The 17919-nt window shown below is 71.5% G+C and carries 16 protein-coding genes; 4 read left to right on the forward strand and 12 right to left on the reverse strand.

Going from position 1 to position 17919, the window contains the following annotated elements:
- The 5 genes from VGX25_RS13765 to VGX25_RS13785 all read right to left on the reverse strand — a co-directional run.
- Positions 1-247 (reverse strand): helix-turn-helix transcriptional regulator (locus tag VGX25_RS13765; RefSeq protein WP_326918166.1); only part of this gene is annotated, 247 nt, incomplete at its 3' end.
- A 1083-nt stretch (positions 248-1330) separates the two neighbouring features.
- Positions 1331-2383, reverse strand: coding sequence for a nucleoside hydrolase (locus VGX25_RS13770; RefSeq protein WP_326918150.1), 1053 nt, complete (start codon positions 2381-2383; stop codon positions 1331-1333).
- 63 nt (positions 2384-2446) lie between these two features.
- Positions 2447-2998, reverse strand: a complete 552-nt coding sequence (locus VGX25_RS13775) for a GNAT family N-acetyltransferase (RefSeq protein ID WP_326918151.1) — start codon at positions 2996-2998, stop codon at positions 2447-2449.
- 49 nt (positions 2999-3047) lie between these two features.
- Entirely contained in the window at positions 3048-6380 is a 3333-nt protein-coding gene (locus tag VGX25_RS13780; RefSeq protein ID WP_326918152.1) for a S8 family peptidase, read from the reverse strand.
- 79 nt (positions 6381-6459) lie between these two features.
- Positions 6460-7254 (reverse strand): aminoglycoside phosphotransferase family protein, encoded by a 795-nt coding sequence (locus VGX25_RS13785; RefSeq protein WP_326918153.1) that lies wholly within the window; start codon positions 7252-7254, stop codon positions 6460-6462.
- 27 nt (positions 7255-7281) lie between these two features.
- Here VGX25_RS13785 and VGX25_RS13790 point away from each other — a divergent pair, with 27 nt between their 5' ends.
- Positions 7282-7773 (forward strand): metallophosphoesterase family protein, encoded by a 492-nt coding sequence (locus tag VGX25_RS13790; protein ID WP_326918154.1) that lies wholly within the window; start codon positions 7282-7284, stop codon positions 7771-7773.
- A 101-nt stretch (positions 7774-7874) separates the two neighbouring features.
- Positions 7875-8447 (forward strand): snapalysin family zinc-dependent metalloprotease, encoded by a 573-nt coding sequence (locus tag VGX25_RS13795; RefSeq protein WP_326918155.1) that lies wholly within the window; start codon positions 7875-7877, stop codon positions 8445-8447.
- A 39-nt stretch (positions 8448-8486) separates the two neighbouring features.
- Here the strand turns inward: VGX25_RS13795 and VGX25_RS13800 are convergent, their stop codons facing one another.
- Entirely contained in the window at positions 8487-9455 is a 969-nt protein-coding gene (locus VGX25_RS13800) for a LysR family transcriptional regulator (RefSeq protein ID WP_326918156.1), read from the reverse strand.
- A 114-nt stretch (positions 9456-9569) separates the two neighbouring features.
- Here VGX25_RS13800 and VGX25_RS13805 point away from each other — a divergent pair, with 114 nt between their 5' ends.
- On the forward strand, positions 9570-10541 hold the full coding sequence (locus tag VGX25_RS13805) for a LysR family transcriptional regulator (protein ID WP_326918157.1): 972 nt from the start codon (positions 9570-9572) through the stop codon (positions 10539-10541).
- Positions 10542-10611: 70 nt separating this feature from the next.
- Here the strand turns inward: VGX25_RS13805 and VGX25_RS13810 are convergent, their stop codons facing one another.
- The 3 genes from VGX25_RS13810 to VGX25_RS13820 all read right to left on the reverse strand — a co-directional run bounded on the left by VGX25_RS13810 (position 10612) and on the right by VGX25_RS13820 (position 13521).
- Positions 10612-12090, reverse strand: coding sequence for an amidase (locus VGX25_RS13810; RefSeq protein WP_326918158.1), 1479 nt, complete (start codon positions 12088-12090; stop codon positions 10612-10614).
- A gap of 351 nt (positions 12091-12441) precedes the next feature.
- On the reverse strand, positions 12442-12624 hold the full coding sequence (locus VGX25_RS13815) for a hypothetical protein (protein WP_326918160.1): 183 nt from the start codon (positions 12622-12624) through the stop codon (positions 12442-12444).
- A 126-nt stretch (positions 12625-12750) separates the two neighbouring features.
- On the reverse strand, positions 12751-13521 hold the full coding sequence (locus VGX25_RS13820; protein WP_326918161.1) for a peptidoglycan-binding domain-containing protein: 771 nt from the start codon (positions 13519-13521) through the stop codon (positions 12751-12753).
- 120 nt (positions 13522-13641) lie between these two features.
- On the opposite strand from VGX25_RS13820, the gene VGX25_RS13825 reads away from it, so the two are divergent.
- Positions 13642-16404 carry an alpha-amylase family glycosyl hydrolase gene (locus tag VGX25_RS13825; RefSeq protein ID WP_326918162.1) on the forward strand — a complete coding sequence of 921 codons (2763 nt, stop codon included), beginning with the start codon at positions 13642-13644 and terminating at the stop codon, positions 16402-16404.
- A gap of 73 nt (positions 16405-16477) precedes the next feature.
- Here VGX25_RS13825 and VGX25_RS13830 read toward each other — a convergent pair whose 3' ends face one another.
- The 3 genes from VGX25_RS13830 to VGX25_RS13840 form a co-directional block, all read right to left on the reverse strand.
- Positions 16478-16756, reverse strand: coding sequence for a GlsB/YeaQ/YmgE family stress response membrane protein (locus VGX25_RS13830; RefSeq protein WP_326918163.1), 279 nt, complete (start codon positions 16754-16756; stop codon positions 16478-16480).
- A 30-nt stretch (positions 16757-16786) separates the two neighbouring features.
- A complete protein-coding gene (locus VGX25_RS13835) occupies positions 16787-17179 on the reverse strand; it encodes a hypothetical protein (protein WP_326918164.1) in 393 nt (130 codons plus the stop codon).
- 86 nt (positions 17180-17265) lie between these two features.
- Positions 17266-17748: a hypothetical protein gene (locus VGX25_RS13840; RefSeq protein WP_326918165.1), complete on the reverse strand. Its 483-nt coding sequence runs from the start codon at positions 17746-17748 to the stop codon at positions 17266-17268.
- Positions 17749-17919: the final 171 nt, after the last annotated feature.

Consider the following 17919-nt stretch of genomic DNA (forward strand, 5'->3'; position numbering starts at 1 on the left):
GGACACCCAGACCGTCGGCGATCCTCGCCAGCACGTCGTAGGCCATGACCTGACGACCCTTGAGAATCTCCGACACCTCGGACTGCGATTGACCGGTCAGGGCCGCGATCTGGCGCTGTGAGACACCAGTGCGCCGCAACAACCGATAAACGGTGCTGACCTCCCGCGCGGCGAGCGCGCTGCGCATCTCCGGCTTCTCCCACTCCTCCGGAGGAATGGCGTCGTCGAGACAGGGCGCGGGTCCCATTCCGTCCCATACTCTCGTTCGCGTGACTCGCAACACGTGCCACGCCGCCCACGGTTCGGTTACGGTGGCGCGTTCCGGATTTTCACGTGGGATCAGGACGATATGGTTCGCAATTCCGGTGAGCGACACGCGGACACCGGCGTCCTGGATCGCACAGTCGGATTGCTCGAGTACGGCCGCCACCGCGAAGCGGTCGGGCATGCCGAGCCAATCGACGACGACGGTCTCACCCGCGACACCGAGCTGGATCCGATCCGCGGCTCGCCAGAGTGGAAAGCGGCGCAGAACGGCGCTGAGCAACCGCCCGGCCGGCGGCATCGTGTCCCAGTGGGGGGAACGTGGCACCTCGCGGGGGTCGGTGAGATCGTCGAGGAGGTCGTGCGCTTGCCGGCGGTTGACACCCAGCAGCCTGATGCGTGCCCGGACATTGTTGCCGGCAGCGAGCAGCCGCAACTCCAGGAAATCCCGGTCCGGGTGAAGGCGCAGCCCGGGTATGCCCGGCACGGCGTCCGACCGGATCGGCCGGATATGGCGCAGGAGCGGCTTGAGGTGCGCGGGATCGGACACGCTGATCGCCAGGCCGTCGCCGGTGGGATGGGTGGCGGCGATGAACGACGGCAACCGGACGCCCGTGGTGCGGCGCAGTTGTGTCGTGGCGTCGGCCCAGGCCAGCAGCAGGCTCGCCTCGAAATCGCGCTGGGCGGCGCCGGCGGCGGCCGGGATCAGCGGGGTCGACAGCGGCACCCTGAACCGGTGGACGGTGTTCACGGTCTCGCCGGTGCAGAGGGTGCGACGAGACAGGCGGCTCAACCGAAGGCGGGTAGACACGAGCATCCTCCGCAGGCATTGCCCGGCCAACGCTGCTGAGACACACGGTCCACGGCGGATAGTGGCCAACGGTCGAGATGCGGTACGTGCGCCAGGCACGCTTTGAAGGCACCCACTCCATCCGGGGTAGGAGGAGCCTCATCGGCAGCCGCGACCGCCACGCGGATGGTAGCCCCACGGCCGTTCCACGGCCAACCCCGGGTCGACGATCAGCCGACCCGGAGGACTCGCAATGCCTGGAACGCGGCGACGAGATCAGCGGGCGCGGCCGTTGAGGGCGTCGAGGAAGGTTCTTTCGAACCGGGTGCGGTCGGCGGTGAAGGCGGCGTGCAGGCGGGATCCGGTCGGGGTGGGGGCGGTGCGGCCGGACTGGGCGCCGGTTTGGACGACGTCGACGCGGACCGGGCGGAAGGTGGTGATGGCGTCGCCGTCGTTGCGGAATGCGGCGAGGCCGGCGAGGGCGTCCCACCAGAACATGACGCCGAGGCCGATCAGGGTGGTCAGCTCGGGGTGGCTGATGATCCGGTGGACGATGCGGGCGCTCGGGGTGTGCTGATCGGCGGCGATGCGGTCGACGATGTCGGGGGTGATCGGCACGAACTGGGTGGCGTCCAGCGGGATCAGGCGCACCGGGGCGGTGCGGAGCACCGAGCGGGCCGAGGCCGGGTCGAGCCAGATGTTGAACTCCTGGGAGTTGTCGAACCCGGGCAGGGCGGAGCCGAACAGGTTGCCGGGCACGTGGATCGCGCCGCCCATCACGTAGATCTGCTGGATCCGCGGGACCAGCCACGGGCGCCCGTCGAGCGCGGCGGCGACGTTGGTCAGCGGGCCGGTAGTCAGCATGGTGATCTTCACCGGCGACAGCGCGATGGTGCGCCGGATCAGCTCGGGCGCGGTGCTCCCGGCCGGCGCGGCCGGCCGGCCGCCGTCGCCGAGCGCGTCGGTCAGCACGGTCTCGACCTGTGCCGCGGCCTCGGCGGGCGCCGGATGGACGCCCGCGCCGGTGGATCCGTCGGCCAGCGGGACGCGGGGCAGGCCGCACTGCTCAAGCACGCTGCGCGCGTGCCGCAGCGCCCGGCCCGGCAGGCCCATCCCGTTGTTGGCGACGGTGACCGCGCGCAGCTCGATCCGCCGCTGCTTGTGCTCCTCGCACAGGTAGGCCAGCGTCGTGGCGTCGTCGAAGTCCATGTCGCTGTCGTAGATCACCGGTGTCGGCCGGCCTACCCGGTGCGCCTCGGCGGCGCCGGCGGCGGCCAGCAGCGAACCGACAACGGCGACGATCACTACGAGTGCGCGCAGTCGCAGCATGGCGATTGCCCCCAATCCCGGAATCCCCATCGCCAATTACCTTGGCCCGCCGAGGAAAGGGCGTCAAGCAACCAGGCTCTTGCGGTAGACGACGATGTCGCACGGGGTCGCCAGCAGCGGGGCCAGCGCGGGGTACGCCTCCTCGATCGAGCGGGTCCGGGTCGGCCGGTAGCCGATGCGGGTGTACCAGGTCGCCAGGAACTCCTTGTGCGGATGCGTCCAGTTCCGCGGGACCAGCAGCTCGAGCTGCATTTCGTCGGCGCCGGCCGCGCGGCAGGTCCGCTCGGCGAAGTCGATCAGCCCGCGGCCGATGCCGATGCCGCGGTGGCGCGGATCGGCGGCCAGCATCCCGAACTCACCCGCGCCGTCGTCGAGCCGCTGGATGCGGACACACCCGGCGAGCAGCCCGTCCATCCGGGCCACCGCGAGCTGCCCGGCCTCGGTCAGCTCGGCCAGCTCCTCGACGGAGGTGCGCGCGGCACCGTCGACCCACAGGCCGTGCTCCGACTCGGCGTAGACCTTGTTGATCAGATCGGTGAGGTCGGCCATGAGCCCCAGGTCGGAGCTCGCCGCCGCGGGCAGCAGCCGGATCTGAACCGGCTGGAATGCGAGCATTTGGCGACGGTAGTTCGTGATCACGGCAGGCGCAACGTCAGTGTGCTTCCTACCGGAGCCCGTAGGCGCGGATGACGGTCTGCTCAACGGTGTTGCCGGCCGAGTCGGCGGCCATGGCGCGCAGCGAGACGTGGCGGGCTCCGCGCGGGTGGTCGATCCGGGCCACGGCGGTCGGGTCCGGGCCGCGGGTCACCTCGACCGTGCGCCAGGTGCGGCCGTCGTCGAAGGACGCTTCCACGGCCAGCTCGGTGACCGTGGCCTCCGGCGCGCCGGCCTGCCGCTGCACGGTGACCGGCACGAGGGCGGTGGCGGCCCGGGACTCGTTGTGCGGGTTCAGATCCGGCGGCGCGAACCGCACCACCATCAGGGGCAGCGCGGTGCCCTCCTTGCCCTTGTCCGCGGTCTTCGGGCCGGGGTCGGGGTCCGGCGGGCGCACCGAGGTGAACGTCCACACGCACGAGATCCGCGTGGACAGGTCGGACACGTCCGTGCCCCGGCCGCGCTGCGCGGTCGTCTCGAGCCGGTAGCGGTTCGGCTCGGCCGGCACGTCGAACTGCCCGCTGCCCGGCCGGTTGGTCTCCCCGAGCCTGGTGTCGCCCAGGTACAGCACGGTGGAGCCGGAGTCCAACTCGGACTGGCCGGCCCGGTCCGGCCCGGCGTCGGAGTACATCGGGATGTTCAGCAGGAACTGGTCGCCGGACCGGGACGCCCACTCGTCGTCGCGGGTGAAGCCGGGACCGAACACCGCGGTGTTCCATTCCTCCACATAGGACTGTCCGGGCTCGTGGTCGACCACGCCGCCGGTCAGCACGGTCTCGAAGTGGACCTGCTTCTTGACGAAGTCCCACTGCTGGAACTCGGCCGACCACCGCAGCCCGTCGAGGTTGTGGAACTCGGTGCGGTCCAGCGGCAGCCGGAACCCGAACCCGAACCCGACGCCGATGCCCAGCTCGGGCTCCCGGACGACCCATACCTTGGTGGCGCGCTTGCGATCCGCCTGCTCCCGGTACCGCGTGCGCACCTCGGCGAGGTCGGCGTCCACGATGTGCCGGGCGAGGCCGTCGGGCAGGCGGCCGTAGTCGAACCACTGCAGGTTGTACGTCACGGTGCTGCGCGTGACGTCGCCCTGCGCGTCCGGCACCGCCCACATGCCACCGATGTCGGCGACCATTTCGGTGCGGGGCAATGGATCCCCGACCTGTCCGATGAGGATCCGGTCGAACGTGTCGCCGAGCACGCCGGTGATCAGCGTGCTGTGTTCGGTGAACCGGCTGTACCCGGCGGCCACCACCCGGTCCCGGACGTTCGGCCGGTCGAAGGTCACCGCGATCGGCCGTGCCGCACTGGCGTCCACGACGAGTGAGGTGTCGGCGCCGACCGTCACCGTCGGGTGGGCGACCTTGCTGGAGTCGACCCCGGTGCCGTCCGCGCGCGGCGTGGCGATCGTCGCGTCGACGTGGTATGTGCCGCGGCGCACGCGCAGGGTGCCGGACCCGCCGATGCCGGGGATCGGGCGGTACCGCGCGCGGTCGATGCCGAACAGGAACGAGAAGTGCAGATCCGTGGCCCGGCCGGCGCCGTCGAGCGGGCGCAGGGTCAGGTCGTAGCTTTCCGGCTCGCGGTCCACCGCGACCGGCGTGGTGACACGGTGCCCGGCGCCGCCGGTGGCCAGGATGTGCGCGCCGAACGTCCCCTCGGCGGCCGGGATCGCCGTGTTCGCCGTGATGTCGACGCCGGCGTGACCGCCCGCCGGGACCGTGATCTCCGTGACGGACAGCCGGAACATGCCGTCCGGCACGGATTCGCCGTCCGGCCCGGTGGCGGTGACCGACAGCCGCAAGGTGACCGGTGCCGGGCCGGGGTTGCGGTAGGTCACGGTCCGCGTCACCGGCCGGTCGTCCTCGTGCGGCCAGGCCATCCGTCCAAACGAGACACTCGGTGGCTCGGCCTGCAGGCTCTGCGTGATCGCGGTCGCGACGTCCACCCGGCCGGCGCCCTGCGCGTAGGTTCCGGTGTCGGCCAACGTTTTCGCCGAGGACATCAGCGCGGCCTTGAGCCGCGGGCCGGTCCAGTCCGGGTGCTGCTGGGCCAGGATCGCCGCGGCGCCGGCCACATGCGGCGTCGCCATCGAGGTGCCGCCGAGCGCCACGTAGCGGTCGCCCTTCTTGCCCAGACCGGAGAATCGCGAACGCGCGGCGGTGATCTCCACTCCGGGCGCCACGATCTCCGGCTTGAGCGCGGCGTCGCGGACCCGCGGACCGCGGCCGGAGAAGCCGGCGATGGCGTCCTGCTTGTCCACCGCGCCCACGGCGAGCGCGGCGTCGGCGCTGGCCGGGGATGAGACCGTCTCGGCGCCGTACCCGCCGTCGTTGCCCGCGGCGATGACGAACAGCGTGCCGTACCGGGCGGTCAGCCGGTTCACCGCCAGCTCGAGCGGGTCGTCGTCGGCGGTGTCCGGCCCGCCGAGGCTCAGGTTGACCACCTTCGCCCCGGCCGCGGCGGCCCACTCCATCCCGGCCAGGATCGCCGACTCAGGGCAGCCGCCCTCGCACACCTTGCCGATCAGCAGCCGGGCGTCGGGCGCGACCCCGGTGTAGCGGCCGCTGGAGGCCCGGCCGGTGCCGGCGATCGTGGACGCGACATGCGTGCCGTGCCCTGCGGTGTCCCTGACGTCCGTGCCAGGGATGAAGCTCTTCATGCCGGCGATCCGGTTGCGGAGGTCGGGATGGGTGTCGTCGATCCCGGTGTCCAGCACGGCAATCGTGACGTCGCGGCCGGTGTAGCCGGCGCGCCAGGCGGTCGGCGCACCGATCTGCGGCACGCTGGCGTCCAGGCTCGGCTTGCGCATGCCGTCCAGCCAGATCCGGCCGGCGTCGCGGTGCGCGGTCCAGAAGTCGGCCACGCTCTCCTTGGGCTGGCGCACGACCGCGGCGTCCACAGAGGACAGCGTCTGGGTGACCGTCGCGCCGGCGTCGGTCAGCGCCGCCGCCCCGCCCGGCTGGACGATCAGCGGCAGGTCGGCCCGGCCGGCGTCGCCGTACCCGTCCCGCAGCAGCGCGGCGACGTCGAACAGCCGGCGGTCGAGCCGTCCGGCGTTCAGCGGCGCCCACGCGTCGCTCGGCACGATCGACAGCTCGCCGCCGGTCCCCACGGTGGCGAACTGGACGTGCTCCCGACCCGGTGCCGGCAGCACGTTGGGCACCAGCCGCGCGCCGACCCGCCGCACGCTCACGTGATCGCCGGTGATCAGCGTGACGGCCCCGAGATAGTGGCTTGGTTGAGCCGAGTCGGGCGGCAGCTCGGCGATGGCCGGCGGGACGGGCAGGACAACCACGAGGACGGTCGCCAGCAGGATCGACGAGAGCTTCCGAGCGACCGGCATGGTGCTGCCTCCCATCCCCGGGCCTGCATCCTCAACCAACGCCAGCGCGGATCGGAAAGTCAAGCCCCGAACGTCGGCCTCAGGGCGCGAGCCGGGCCGCGACCTGGCGCAGCTCGATCCATTCGGGCGACTCCTGAACGCACCGGGCGAACAGCCACAGCGTCACCCGCTCCGGGTCGAGGTCGAGCAGGTCGGCCATCCGCGTGGCCAGCCCGGCCGGGTCGGCCGCCAGCCGCTCGTCGCAGTTGAGCATGTGCTGCACGACGTCGTAGGCCGGATCCCCGACGTACGGGGTCGGGTCGATGACCAGCCACGGCTCGCGCTCGGCGGCCAGGATGTTGCCGCCGTGCAGGTCGGTGCACAGCAGCACGTCGGTGCTGGCGGTGCGGGGCAGCGAGCGGAACAGCCCGATGCCGGCGCGGGCGATGCCACGGTCTACCGCATCCGGTGCGGCGGCGTACTTCTGCTCGAACTCGGCCGCCCACTCGTCGCACATCTGGCTCAACGGCCGGAAAGGCGCGCCCGCCGGCCGCCACAGCCGGCGCAGCAGCCCGGCGACCACCAGGTCCTGCTCGGGCTCGGGCAACGCCTGCTTGAGCTGGGTGCCCGGCACGCACCGCTCCAACAGCAACGCCTTCGCCTCGCCGTACTCGCGCGCCGCGTACAGCCGCACCGCGCCGTCGCCGTCCCACAGTCGCAACCCGTCGGCCTCGTGCTCGGTGTCGGCGAACCACTTGACGATCTTGAGCACCAGCTCCCGGCCGGCGCCGTCGCGCGCGGGCGCCACCCAGGCCCACTCGCCGTCGTGCTCGAACGGCGGACCGACCGTGAGTCCCCAGCGTCGCGTCACCTCTCGCAGCACCGCCGTGTGCACGGCCCGACGGTAGGCGAGGATGGCCACATGCTCGTAGCGGTTTTGGCCGACACGCACGCGCCGCGGCGGTGGAAGTCGTGCCCGCCGCGGGTCGCCGAGCACCTGCGGGAGGCCGACGTCATCCTGCACGCGGGCGACGTGTGCACGGCCGGTGTGCTCGACGAGATGGCCGAGTACGCGCCGGTGCATGCCGTGCTCGGCAACAACGACGGGCCGGACGTCGCGGCGTGGGGCGCCCCCGAGACGCTGGAGCTGGACCTGTGCGGGTTGCGCGTCGGCATGATCCACGACAGCGGCAAGGCCGACGGGCGCCTCGCCCGGATGCGCCGCCGGTTCCCGGACGCGGACCTGGTCGTGTTCGGACACTCGCACATCCCGATGGACCGCGCCGGCGACGGCCTGCGGATCTTCAACCCCGGCTCGCCGACCGACCGCCGCCGCCAGCCGCACGGCACGATCGGCCTGCTGCGCATCGAGAACGGCGAGCTGACCGAGGCACGCATCGTCGCGGTCACCTGAGCCATAAGCGAATGGCACGGATCACTGGCAGTACACAGCCGGTGCCGCCTCGTGCATCTTCGAACTCGTTAGGACCCTGCACTAACACCCAAGGAGACAGCATGCTCAGACGAGCGTTCCTCGGCCTCGTCGCCGGCGCCGCCATGGTCCTGCCGCTGGTCGGCCTCACGGCGCCCCAGGCGGCCGCCGCCGACGACGTCGGCGCGCTGGTCGTCACGCTCACCTATGACGACAGCCGGGCCGCGGAGTTCGTCGACGCCGTCAGGCAGGGCGTCTCGATCTGGAACAACGCCGCTCCCAACGTGCGAATCGTCCGCGCCACGCCCGGAACCCGGGCCAACATCACGGTGATCGCCGACAACGGCTGGCCGCGCGCCAACCTTGGCCCGGTTCGGCCCGGCGGCGCCGTCACCGTGTGGATGGGACGCCTCGCCGTCCAGCAGGGCTACAACGTCGTCCGGATCGCCGCGCACGAGCTGGGCCACAGCCTCGGCCTTCCGGACCGGCGCACGGGACTGTGCGCGGACCTGATGTCCGGCTCCTCGGCACCGGTGAGCTGCGCCAACGCGCAACCCAACGCCACCGAGCGGGCCGCGGTTCAGCGCAACTACGCCTCGGGCCTCGCCGCCCAGCAGGCTCCCGGTCAGGCCGTGATGATCGTGGATGCTGGGTAGCAAGGCCTGACGAAAGAAGGGTGGGCGTGAGTGTCCGGCTCACGCCCACCCGGTCAGCCCGGCCCGTCCGGTCAGCCAGGCGGCGTGCGCCGCGACGCTGGTCATCTTCTGCCAGGTGGTGCGCGCCGCCACCGTGACCAGGTCCGCGCCGAACGGGGCGACGGGCCCGTCGACCGGCCAGGCGAGCAGGTCGCGGAACATGATCGGCGAGCCGCGCAGCGGGCGGACGGCCACCTTGTCGGTGTCCGGGGTGCCCGGCCGCGCGATCGTGACGCCGTGCCCGCGGTGGATGGCCTCCGCGTGCGCCTCGAGCTCGAGCCAGTGCGCCACGTGCGGCTCGAACCCCGCGCCCGCGCAGGCCAGGCGCAGGTTCTCCGCGCAGCGCTGCTCGCGCTCCGGGCGCAGGATCCACTTCTCGTCGGCCAGCTCGGCGAGCTCCACCTCCTCGCGCCCGGCGAGCGGATGCGCCGAGCTCATCATCACGAACACCGGCACCTCGGTGATCGTGGCGACCGCGATCCCGTCCGGCCGGGGCAGCGGCAGCGCCGGATACTCGCCGAGCATGGCCAGATCCAGCCGGCGGCGGGCGGCGAGCAGCTCCAGCATCCGCCGCGGCTTCGTCTCGGTGCGCATGGTGACCAGCGCGTCCGGCAGCTTGGCCTGCAAGGCTTCCAGCACCGCCGTGCAGGCCGGGGCGGCGGTGGTGGCGAACCGGACCAATGTGGTCGTCGACCGGCGCGGGGCCTCGGTCTGCGCCCGGTCGCCGACGAGGTTGTCGACCGCGCTGAGCAGCGCGCGGCCCCGGTTGAGCACGAACTCGCCGAGGGCGGTGGGGTGGGCGCCCTGGCGATCGCGCACGAACAGCCGGCCACCGAGCAGGTTCTCGATGCGCTGCAGCTGATGGGTCAGCGCCGGCTGGGACAGGCCAAGCAGGGTGGAGGCCCTGGTCACGCTCCCGGCGTCGGCGATCGCGCATACGATGCGCAGGTGTCGGAACTCCAGTTCCATGCGCCAAGAGTAGGAACAGGGACCGAACGGTCGGTAACGGCGCGGTGGCAACTGGCAATTTCCGCCACTGGACGGCCGGTGCGGCCTGGCCCGATCGGGCCATAACATCGGTGCATGCTGGAGGCACGGCACCTGCGGATCGTGCGTGCGATCAGCGATACCGGGAGCCTGACCAAGGCGGCCATCGAGCTCGGGCTGACCCAGCCGGCGCTGACCCACCAACTGCACCGCATGGAGCGACTCTTCGGCGGCGCGCTGTTCGTCCGCGACCGCCGCGGCGCCCGCCCGACGCCGCTGGGCCTGCACGTGATCGAGCGCGCCCGGTTCGTCCTTCCCTCGATGGACGCCCTGGTGCGCGAGGCGCGCATCCTCGCGGGCGGCCAGGACGCCAACGCTCCGCAGATCCGGGTCGCCACCCACCCGTCCCCGCTGCCCGTCGCGGTCGTCGCCGCGCTGCGCGAGGTCATGCCGCTCAGCCAGATCAGCATGCGCACCGAGCCGTCCGGTCAGCGCCAGATCGAGCTGCTCGCCGCGGGCGCGCTGGAGGTCGCGCTGGTGGCCGAGCATCCTGCGCTGCCACAGTCGCGGCCGGCCGAGGTCGTGGCGCACGAGGTCGCCACCGAGCCGCTGTTCGTCGCGCTGGCGGCCGACCACCACCTGGCCGACCGGGACGAGATCTGCCTGTCCGAGCTGGCCGGCGAGAGCTGGACGCTGCCCGAGGACGCCGACGTCCGGTGCGCGGAGTACCTGCGCCAGATCTGCGACCAGGTGGGCGTGCTGCCCAAGATCGCCTACCGGGTGACCTCCCAGGTTGCAAGGGACCTGATCTCCCGCGGCCTGGCGATCGGCCTGTGGCAGCCGACCTCCCCACCCAGCGAGGGCCTGGTTTTCCGGCCCCTCAAGGGATCCCCCGCGGAGCTGCGGCACGTGATCGCCCTGCGCGCCGGCAGCCCCGTGGCCCGCTACGGCGCCGAGCTCGCCGAGGCGGCCCGCACCAGCTACTGGTCCCACGCCGCCCGCTCCCCGGTCTACCTCGACTGGCTCACCCGCCACCGTCCCGAGTGGAACCTGGCCGCCGCCCACTGACCGCGGCGCGGAAGCTCCGGCGTCTCCGGGGCGTGGCTCGGGTGCCTGTGCCGGGTGATGTGTGCGCGGCTCAGGCGGGGAGGGTGGGGAGGAACCGTGGTGGGCGGCGGGCGGTGGTGGCGCGTTCGAAGTCGGCGGCGAGGGCGAGGACGCGGGCGTCGGCCCAGCGGGTGGACATGAAGGTGATGCCGACGGGGAGGGGTCCGGTGAAGCCGGCGGGGACGCTGACCGCGGGGTAGCCGGCGGCCGCGGCCGGTGTGGAGGACGCCACGATGTCGCCGTCGCCGGTGGCGCAGTTGCTGACCCAGGCGGGCTGGCAGGACGGCGCGACGATCGCGTCGAGCCGGTGGGCGGTGAGCACCTCGTCGATCGAGCGGCGGGCCAGGGTGGTGAGCCGGGCGCGCTGCCGGAGATACGTGGGGTCGTCGGGTGCGGCGGACGCCATGGACCTGTCGAACAGGTCCTGGCCGGGGAAACAGGTCTGCTCCAACGGATCCGAGCGGTTGTAGCCGATCAGCTCGGCCAAGGTCCTCGGGACGCCGGTGCGGGTGGCCAGGTAGGCGTCGATGTCGCGGTGGAACTCGGTGAACAGGGTGGGGTATTCCAGCTCGTCGAGCTCATCCTGGTACGGCAGGTCGACCTCGACGACGGTGGCGCCCCGACCGCGCAGCGCCCGGACGACCTCGCTCACGACCTTCCCGACCGCCGGGCCGAGGTCCAGCCGCCACCGGCCGATTCTGGCTCCACGCAAGGCATCCGGGCGCAGCAGGGCGGCGTAGTCGGTCGGCTGGTCCGCGGGGTACGCGGACGTGGCGGGGTCCAGGCGGTCCCGCCCCTGCAGCACGGACAGGGTGATCGCGGCGTCGACGACGTGGCGGGCCATCGGGCCGGCGGTGTCCTGCTCGGCGGTGACCGGGATCATCCCGGCGCGGCTGACCAATCCGAGGCTGGGTTTGTGCCCGACGACGCCGCACACCCCGGCGGGACACACGATCGAGCCGTCGGTCTCGCTGCCGATCGCCACCTGGGTCAGCGACGCGGCCACGGCCACCGCCGAGCCGGACGAGGAGCCGCACGGGTTGCGGTCCAGCACGTGCGGGTTGGCGGTCTGCCCGCCGACGCCGGACCAGCCCGAGGTGGAGCCGGCCGAGCGGAAGTTGGCCCACTCGCTGAGGTTGGCCTTGCCGAGGATGACCGCGCCGGCCGCGCGCAGCCGGCGCACCAGGGTGGCGTCGCGGGCCGGCGGCTCGGCCAGCAGCGCGCGCGAGCCGGCGGTGGTGGGCATGCTCGTGGTGTCCATATTGTCCTTGAGCAGCACGGGAATCCCGTCGAGCGGCCCGCGGGACCGGCCGTCCCGGCGGCGCCGGTCGCTGGCCGCCGCCTGCGCCCGCGCAGACCGGTTGACGGTCAGCACGCTGTGCAGCGAGCCGTCCAGCGTCCGGATGCGCTCCAGGTACGCCTCGGTCAACGCGACGGCGGTCAGCGCGCCGCGCGACATCCGGCGGTGCAGCGCGGGAATCGTGGCCCGGTCCAGGTTGAAGCCCAGCACACCGCCGAACCTAGCCGGCAACCGGCACCGGGGTCGAGAGCCCCTCGAGGTGTACACAATGGACGGATGCCCCGCCGGGGGCGGGGCATCCGTCCTGACGATCACCAGTGGCAGCAGGTCCACCAGCAGCATCCGAGGGACAGACCAAGGCACAGACCGAGAATCATCCTGACCTCCGGGGTGGTAGCAGAACTTGCTCAGCGGCCGCCGGTCTGAAGTGTCCTCCTGGCCGTGGCGGACTGTCTTTCCCCCGGAAGGTATGGAAATCCGTCACTCGGCGTGCGCGCTCGCCGGCCAACTCCCGGCAAATGCACGGGATTGGCCTAGCGAGGCGTCTCGATCAGGTGGACCTTACCGGCGCATGCTCCAGCGGCCGGAGCGCGAGCGCCACGCGGCGCCGATGCCGGCCATGTGCAAGGCCAGGCACAGCAACCCGGCGGTGACGAACACACCGGCGGAGATTCCGATGTCCGCCTCGGCCAGGTCCATGATCAGGGCGATGGCGAACAGGATTGCGGCGACGATGGCGAACATGCCGTCTCCTTCCGACGCAGGGCGTCCGCCGGAGGAGTACCCAGCCGAGCTCGGTTCCACGCGCGCTGGTTCCCACGGGTCGCTCCCGCGAGGCCGTCCCACCCGCCCACGGCCTGGTGTCCGTTCCTAGTTGAACACCGTGAAGAACCCGGCGTAGTCGCCGCGTGACCGGGTGCGGTCATTGACCTCCCCGCCACCGGTGTCGTCACCCACCGTGTTGCCGTCGATGCTGTACACGGTGTCGCCCTCGACGCTGACGATCAGGCAGTAGTGCTGGTTCTGCTCGATGTAGCCGATGTCGCCGGGCTTGGGGTCGCGAACCTGCCTGATGCCCGGGATTCCGGTGCCCATGCCCCAGTCGCCGACGCCGGCGCCGCCGGTCTTGAGCGCCCACAGCGTGAAGATCCCGCACCAGGAGGGCAGGCCCGGCTTGAGGTACTTGATCACGTCGTCGCTCCAGATGCCCGGCGCGGCCACGTGGAAGTACTCCATCAGGCGCTCCCAGCCGTCGCGGGTCTCCTGGCCGGTCTCGTCGGTCCCGCCCGAGTTCTTCGCTCGCACCTGGCCGATCTCTCCCCACGCCGCCGAGATCGCGGCCTGCCGGACGGCGGCGTTCGGGTCGTCCACCTCGACCTCGGGCGCCTCGCCGTTCTCGCTGATCTCGCCGGCGCCCGAGCCGTAGGTCTGCGCGTCCGCGGCGAGCGTGGCGACCAGGTTCTCGTCGGCGTCGACCCCGGAGTCGAAGCCGCGCCACTCCCGGTAGGCGACCAGCGCCGCCTCGGTGCCGGGGCCGAAGTCGCCGTCGAGCGCACCGGAGTAGAAGTTCAGCTGCCGCAGGTTCTTCTGCAGCTCGACGACCTCGGGGCCGCTGGCGCCCCGCTGCAGCACATCGCTCATGACCAACACCTTCGCGGCGCGGAACCGGTCACGGCAGCGCGCGGCAGGCTGCCCAAAGGGCAGTTCCGGTTACCCCTTCGGCCACGTATAGTCCGGTCCCGGTCCTGCGAGGAGGCAGTCATGTCCGCGCGTCGTGTCGTCACCGCCCTGCTGTCCGCCCTGGTCGCGTCGTCGCTCGCGGTGACGCCGGCCGCGGCCGAGCCGGACCACGGCGATCGGTTGCGGGGACTGCATTCGCTGCGCGGCCCGGTCACCGACGAGAACTTCTACTTCGTCATGGCCGACCGGTTCGACAACGGCGACCCGGCCAACGACCGCGGCGGCCTGCCGGACGACCGGCTGGTGTCCGGCTTCGACCCGACCAGCAAGGGGTTCTACAACGGCGGCGACCTTCGCGGGCTGCTCAACCGGATCGACTACATCCGCGGCCTCGGCACCACGTCGATCTGGCTGACCCCGAGCTTCAAGAACAAGCCGGTGCAGCTCGAGGACGGCCCGTCGGCCGGCTACCACGGGTACTGGATCACCGACTTCACCCAGATCGACCCGCATCTCGGCACCAACGCCGAGCTGCGCGCGCTGGTCGACGCCGCGCACGCGCGCGGGATGAAGGTCTACTTCGACATCATCACCAACCACACCGCGGACGTGATCGGCTACCAGCAGGGCGCGCGGCGGCCGTACGTGTCCAAGGACGCGGCGCCGTACCGGACGGCGTCCGGCCAGCCGTTCGACGACCGCGACTTCGCCGGCGGCAACGGCTTCCCGGCGCTGGACCCGGCCACGTCGTTTCCGTACACCCCGGTGCTCGACGAGGCCGAGCGCAACCTCAAGGTTCCCGCCTGGCTCAACGACGTCACGCTGTACCACAACCGCGGCGACACCACGTTCGTCGGCGAGGACTCGCTCTACGGCGACTTCTTCGGCCTCGACGACCTGTTCACCGAGAACCCGCGGGTGGTCGAGGGCATGATCGACATCTACCAGCGGTGGATCGCGGACTTCGGCGTCGACGGCTTCCGCATCGACACGATGAAGCACGTCAACGACGAGCTGTGGCAGCAGTTCGGGCCGCGCGTCCTGCGCTTCGCCCGCGAGCACGGCAAGCGCGAGTTCTTCATGTTCGGCGAGGTCTTCGACACCACGAAGAGCTTCACCTCGCAGTTCACCACGAAGGACCGGATGCAGTCGGTGCTCGACTTCCCGTTCCAGGCAGCGGCAAGGGACTTCGCCTCACGCGGCGCCCCGACGACCCGACTTGAGACGTTCTTCGCCGACGACGACTGGTACACCGACGCCGACTCCAACGCCTACCAGCTGCCCACGTTCCTCGGAAACCACGACATGGGCCGGTTCGGCGGGTTCGTCCAGCAGGACAACCCGGGCGCGGGCGACGCCGAGTGGGTCGGCCGGGACCGGCTGGCGCACGAGCTGATGTACTTCTCCCGCGGCAACCCGGTGATCTACTACGGCGACGAGCAGGGCTTCACCGGCAGCGGCGGAGACCAGCTGGCCCGCCAGACCCTGTTCGCCAGCCGCGTGCCGGACTACCTGGACGACGACCTGCTGGGCACCGACGCCACCCACGCCCGGTCCAACTTCAACCCGGGCCACCCGCTGTACCAGTCGATCAGCCGGCTCGCCGCGGTCACCCGGGCGCACCCCGCGCTGCGCGACGGCACGCACCAGCACCGGCTGTCCGGCCCCGAGGCCGGGATCTACGCCTTCTCCCGGATCGACCGCGAGCAGCAGCGCGAGTACGTGGTGGCGCTCAACAACAGCGAGCAGGCCAAGACCGCGGCCATCCCGACGTATGCCGGCAACCGGAACTTCCAGCGGGTGTACGGCGACGGGCCGGGGCACGCCCGCTCGGCGGCCGACGGCTCGCTCACCCTGACCGTGCCGCCACTGTCCACTGTGGTCTACGCGATGGCCGGTCGGATCCCGGGATCGAAGGCGGCGCCGGCCATCTCGCTCGGCAACCCGGCGCCGGCCGCCGAGTCCCGCGGGCGCATGCAGGTGTCGGCCACGGTGAACGGCTCCTCGTTCTACGAGGTCACGTTCTACGCCAAGGTCGGCGGTCGCTGGGAGCCGATCGGCACCGACGACACCGCGCCGTACCGGGTGTTCCACGACGTCAGCTCGCTCCCGCCGGGCACCGGCCTGCAGTACCGGGCGGTGGTGCTGGACAACCGCGGCCATACCGCCACCAGCGGCGTGCGCGGCGCCGTCGTGCCGGCACCGGCGGTCACCATCGAGACGCCGCGCGAGGGCAGCGGCGTGCGCGGCACCGTCGAGGTGCGGGCCGTGGCCGACCCGGAGCGCGCCACCCACGTGGTCGGTTTCGAGCGCAGCGTCGACGGCGGTGCGTGGACGCCGATCGGCACGGACTCCAGCTCGCCCGCGTATACCGTGTTCGACGACCTCGGCCCACTGGGGCTGGCCGCCGGCACCCCGGTGTCGTACCGGGCGAAGCTGACCGAGCCCAACGGGGTCACGGCGACCAGCGCGGTGCGCACCGTGCGCGCCGCCGGCCCGCCGGCGACCCTGGCCACGTTGCACTACTTCCGGCCGGCCGGCGACTACACCGATTGGGGCCTGCACATGTGGGGCGACGCGGTGGATCCGGCCGTGCTGGCCCAGATCGCCTGGGACCGCCCGTGGCCGCTGACCCGGATCGAGGGCGGTTGGGCCGAGTACGACATTCCGCTGGTGGACGACACCAAGCCGGTCAACTTCATCATGCACCTGCCGAGCGGGGACACCGTGCCGGTCTCCCGCGAGCCCGGCGGCGACCGGTCCTTCCTGCCGATCGACACCCCGCAGGTGTGGATCAAGCAGGGCGATCCGACGGTCTACTCGAGCCAACCGCCTACCGGATGACAACACCACGGTAGGGACGCCGCGAAAGCGTCCCTACCGTGGTCTCTTCTCCCTGGGACAGGAGTTCAAAGGCTCAGCGAGTGATACCTCGTCGGCCGTAGGCGCCGGAGACCAGCGCCACACCGATCACGGCGAGGATCAGCTGGACGAGTAGCTCCGTCCAGTCGACACCCTCCGTCGCGGTCGGGATGCCGATCGCTCGCGCGAGAGCCGTACCAAGCAACGCGGCCACGATTCCGACGACGATAGTCAGCCAGATCGGAATGTTCTGCCTCCCGGGCAGGATCAGCCGCGCCAGCGCGCCAACGATGAGCCCGATGACGATGGCGGTCAAGATGCCGGTGACTGTCACGGATCCTCCTTGTTTCTCTTACCTATCCGCTCACCGCACCACGCGGCGGCGGTAGTGTGCGGCGCGTCCCGGCCCGGGGAGGGCGAACTGGCGGATCGCGTAGGTGAGCACACCCGCGATCAGCAGCCAGCCGAGCGCGGCCAAGCCGTCGTTCAGCAGCGTTGCGAGCTTTTCGTTGTCAGGCGTGAACAAGCCACGCAGCCCCAACGACACCGCCGACGACCAACTGTCCACAAGGGAGGCGAAGCCGTTGGACGGATTCGCCCCGAAGAGGACCATGATGATGTGCAGCCCAAGCACGACCGCGAACAGACCGCACACGATGTTGATGATCGTGCAAACGACACGCACCACACGTGCCCGCCGTGACTGAGGATCGACGAACTCCTCCTCAACCAGCGGCTCCGGCCCCGGCCCGACCACGTTCGGGCCCTCGGGCGGGTATGCCTCCGCCGGGTATGGATCCAGCCGGGTTCGGTCCAAATCCCGCCTGACCATTGGTTCTCCTCTCACGCTGCCGTCGCCGTGAGCCAGCGGGGTGCTGGCTCATCGTGGTCCTCGCACCACGCCATCGCGCAGATCGTCCACACGAGAACGAGCACGATCCCGTCCACCATCGGGCAGGGATCTCCGGCGAGGGCGAGCGAGATCTGCTCGGCGGCGTCCTCCGGATGACCGTTGACCTCCGCGAGCAGCGCCCGCACGACGGCTCGAACCTCCGGCTCCAACTGATCGATGTCCACAACGGATCCATCGGTCTTCCGGAGGTCTAGGACGACGGCCGTGTTCGGACCGACGCCCCCGATCTGCCGCACCATCATCGATGCCGCGGCGTGCACGAGCTCGGCGAGCACCTGCCGAAGCAGCTCGTGTTGTTGCATGGCCGGATCCGTGAGCAGGTGCACGATCCCGGAGACCGTGTCGAAGTGCCCGTCCCTGGCAAGGCGGACGAGCTGTCGCGCGGTACCGCGCGCCTGCCCCAGCGAGTTCATTGCTTGCTCACCTTCCGTTGGATCCGGCTCGTGTAGGGGATTACCCACTCGGCCGGGCGACAACCATCCGACTATGCCCGCAACCGTGCGGCATGCCACTGACACGGCAGTAGGGCGAGCTCACGGTGGGCGAGTGGGATCGGTCTCGCCCGGAGCGACCCGACACACGAG

Origin of the sequence: Actinophytocola sp., assembly GCF_035942955.1 — a bacterium.
GTDB lineage: Bacteria > Actinomycetota > Actinomycetes > Mycobacteriales > Pseudonocardiaceae > DASYTH01.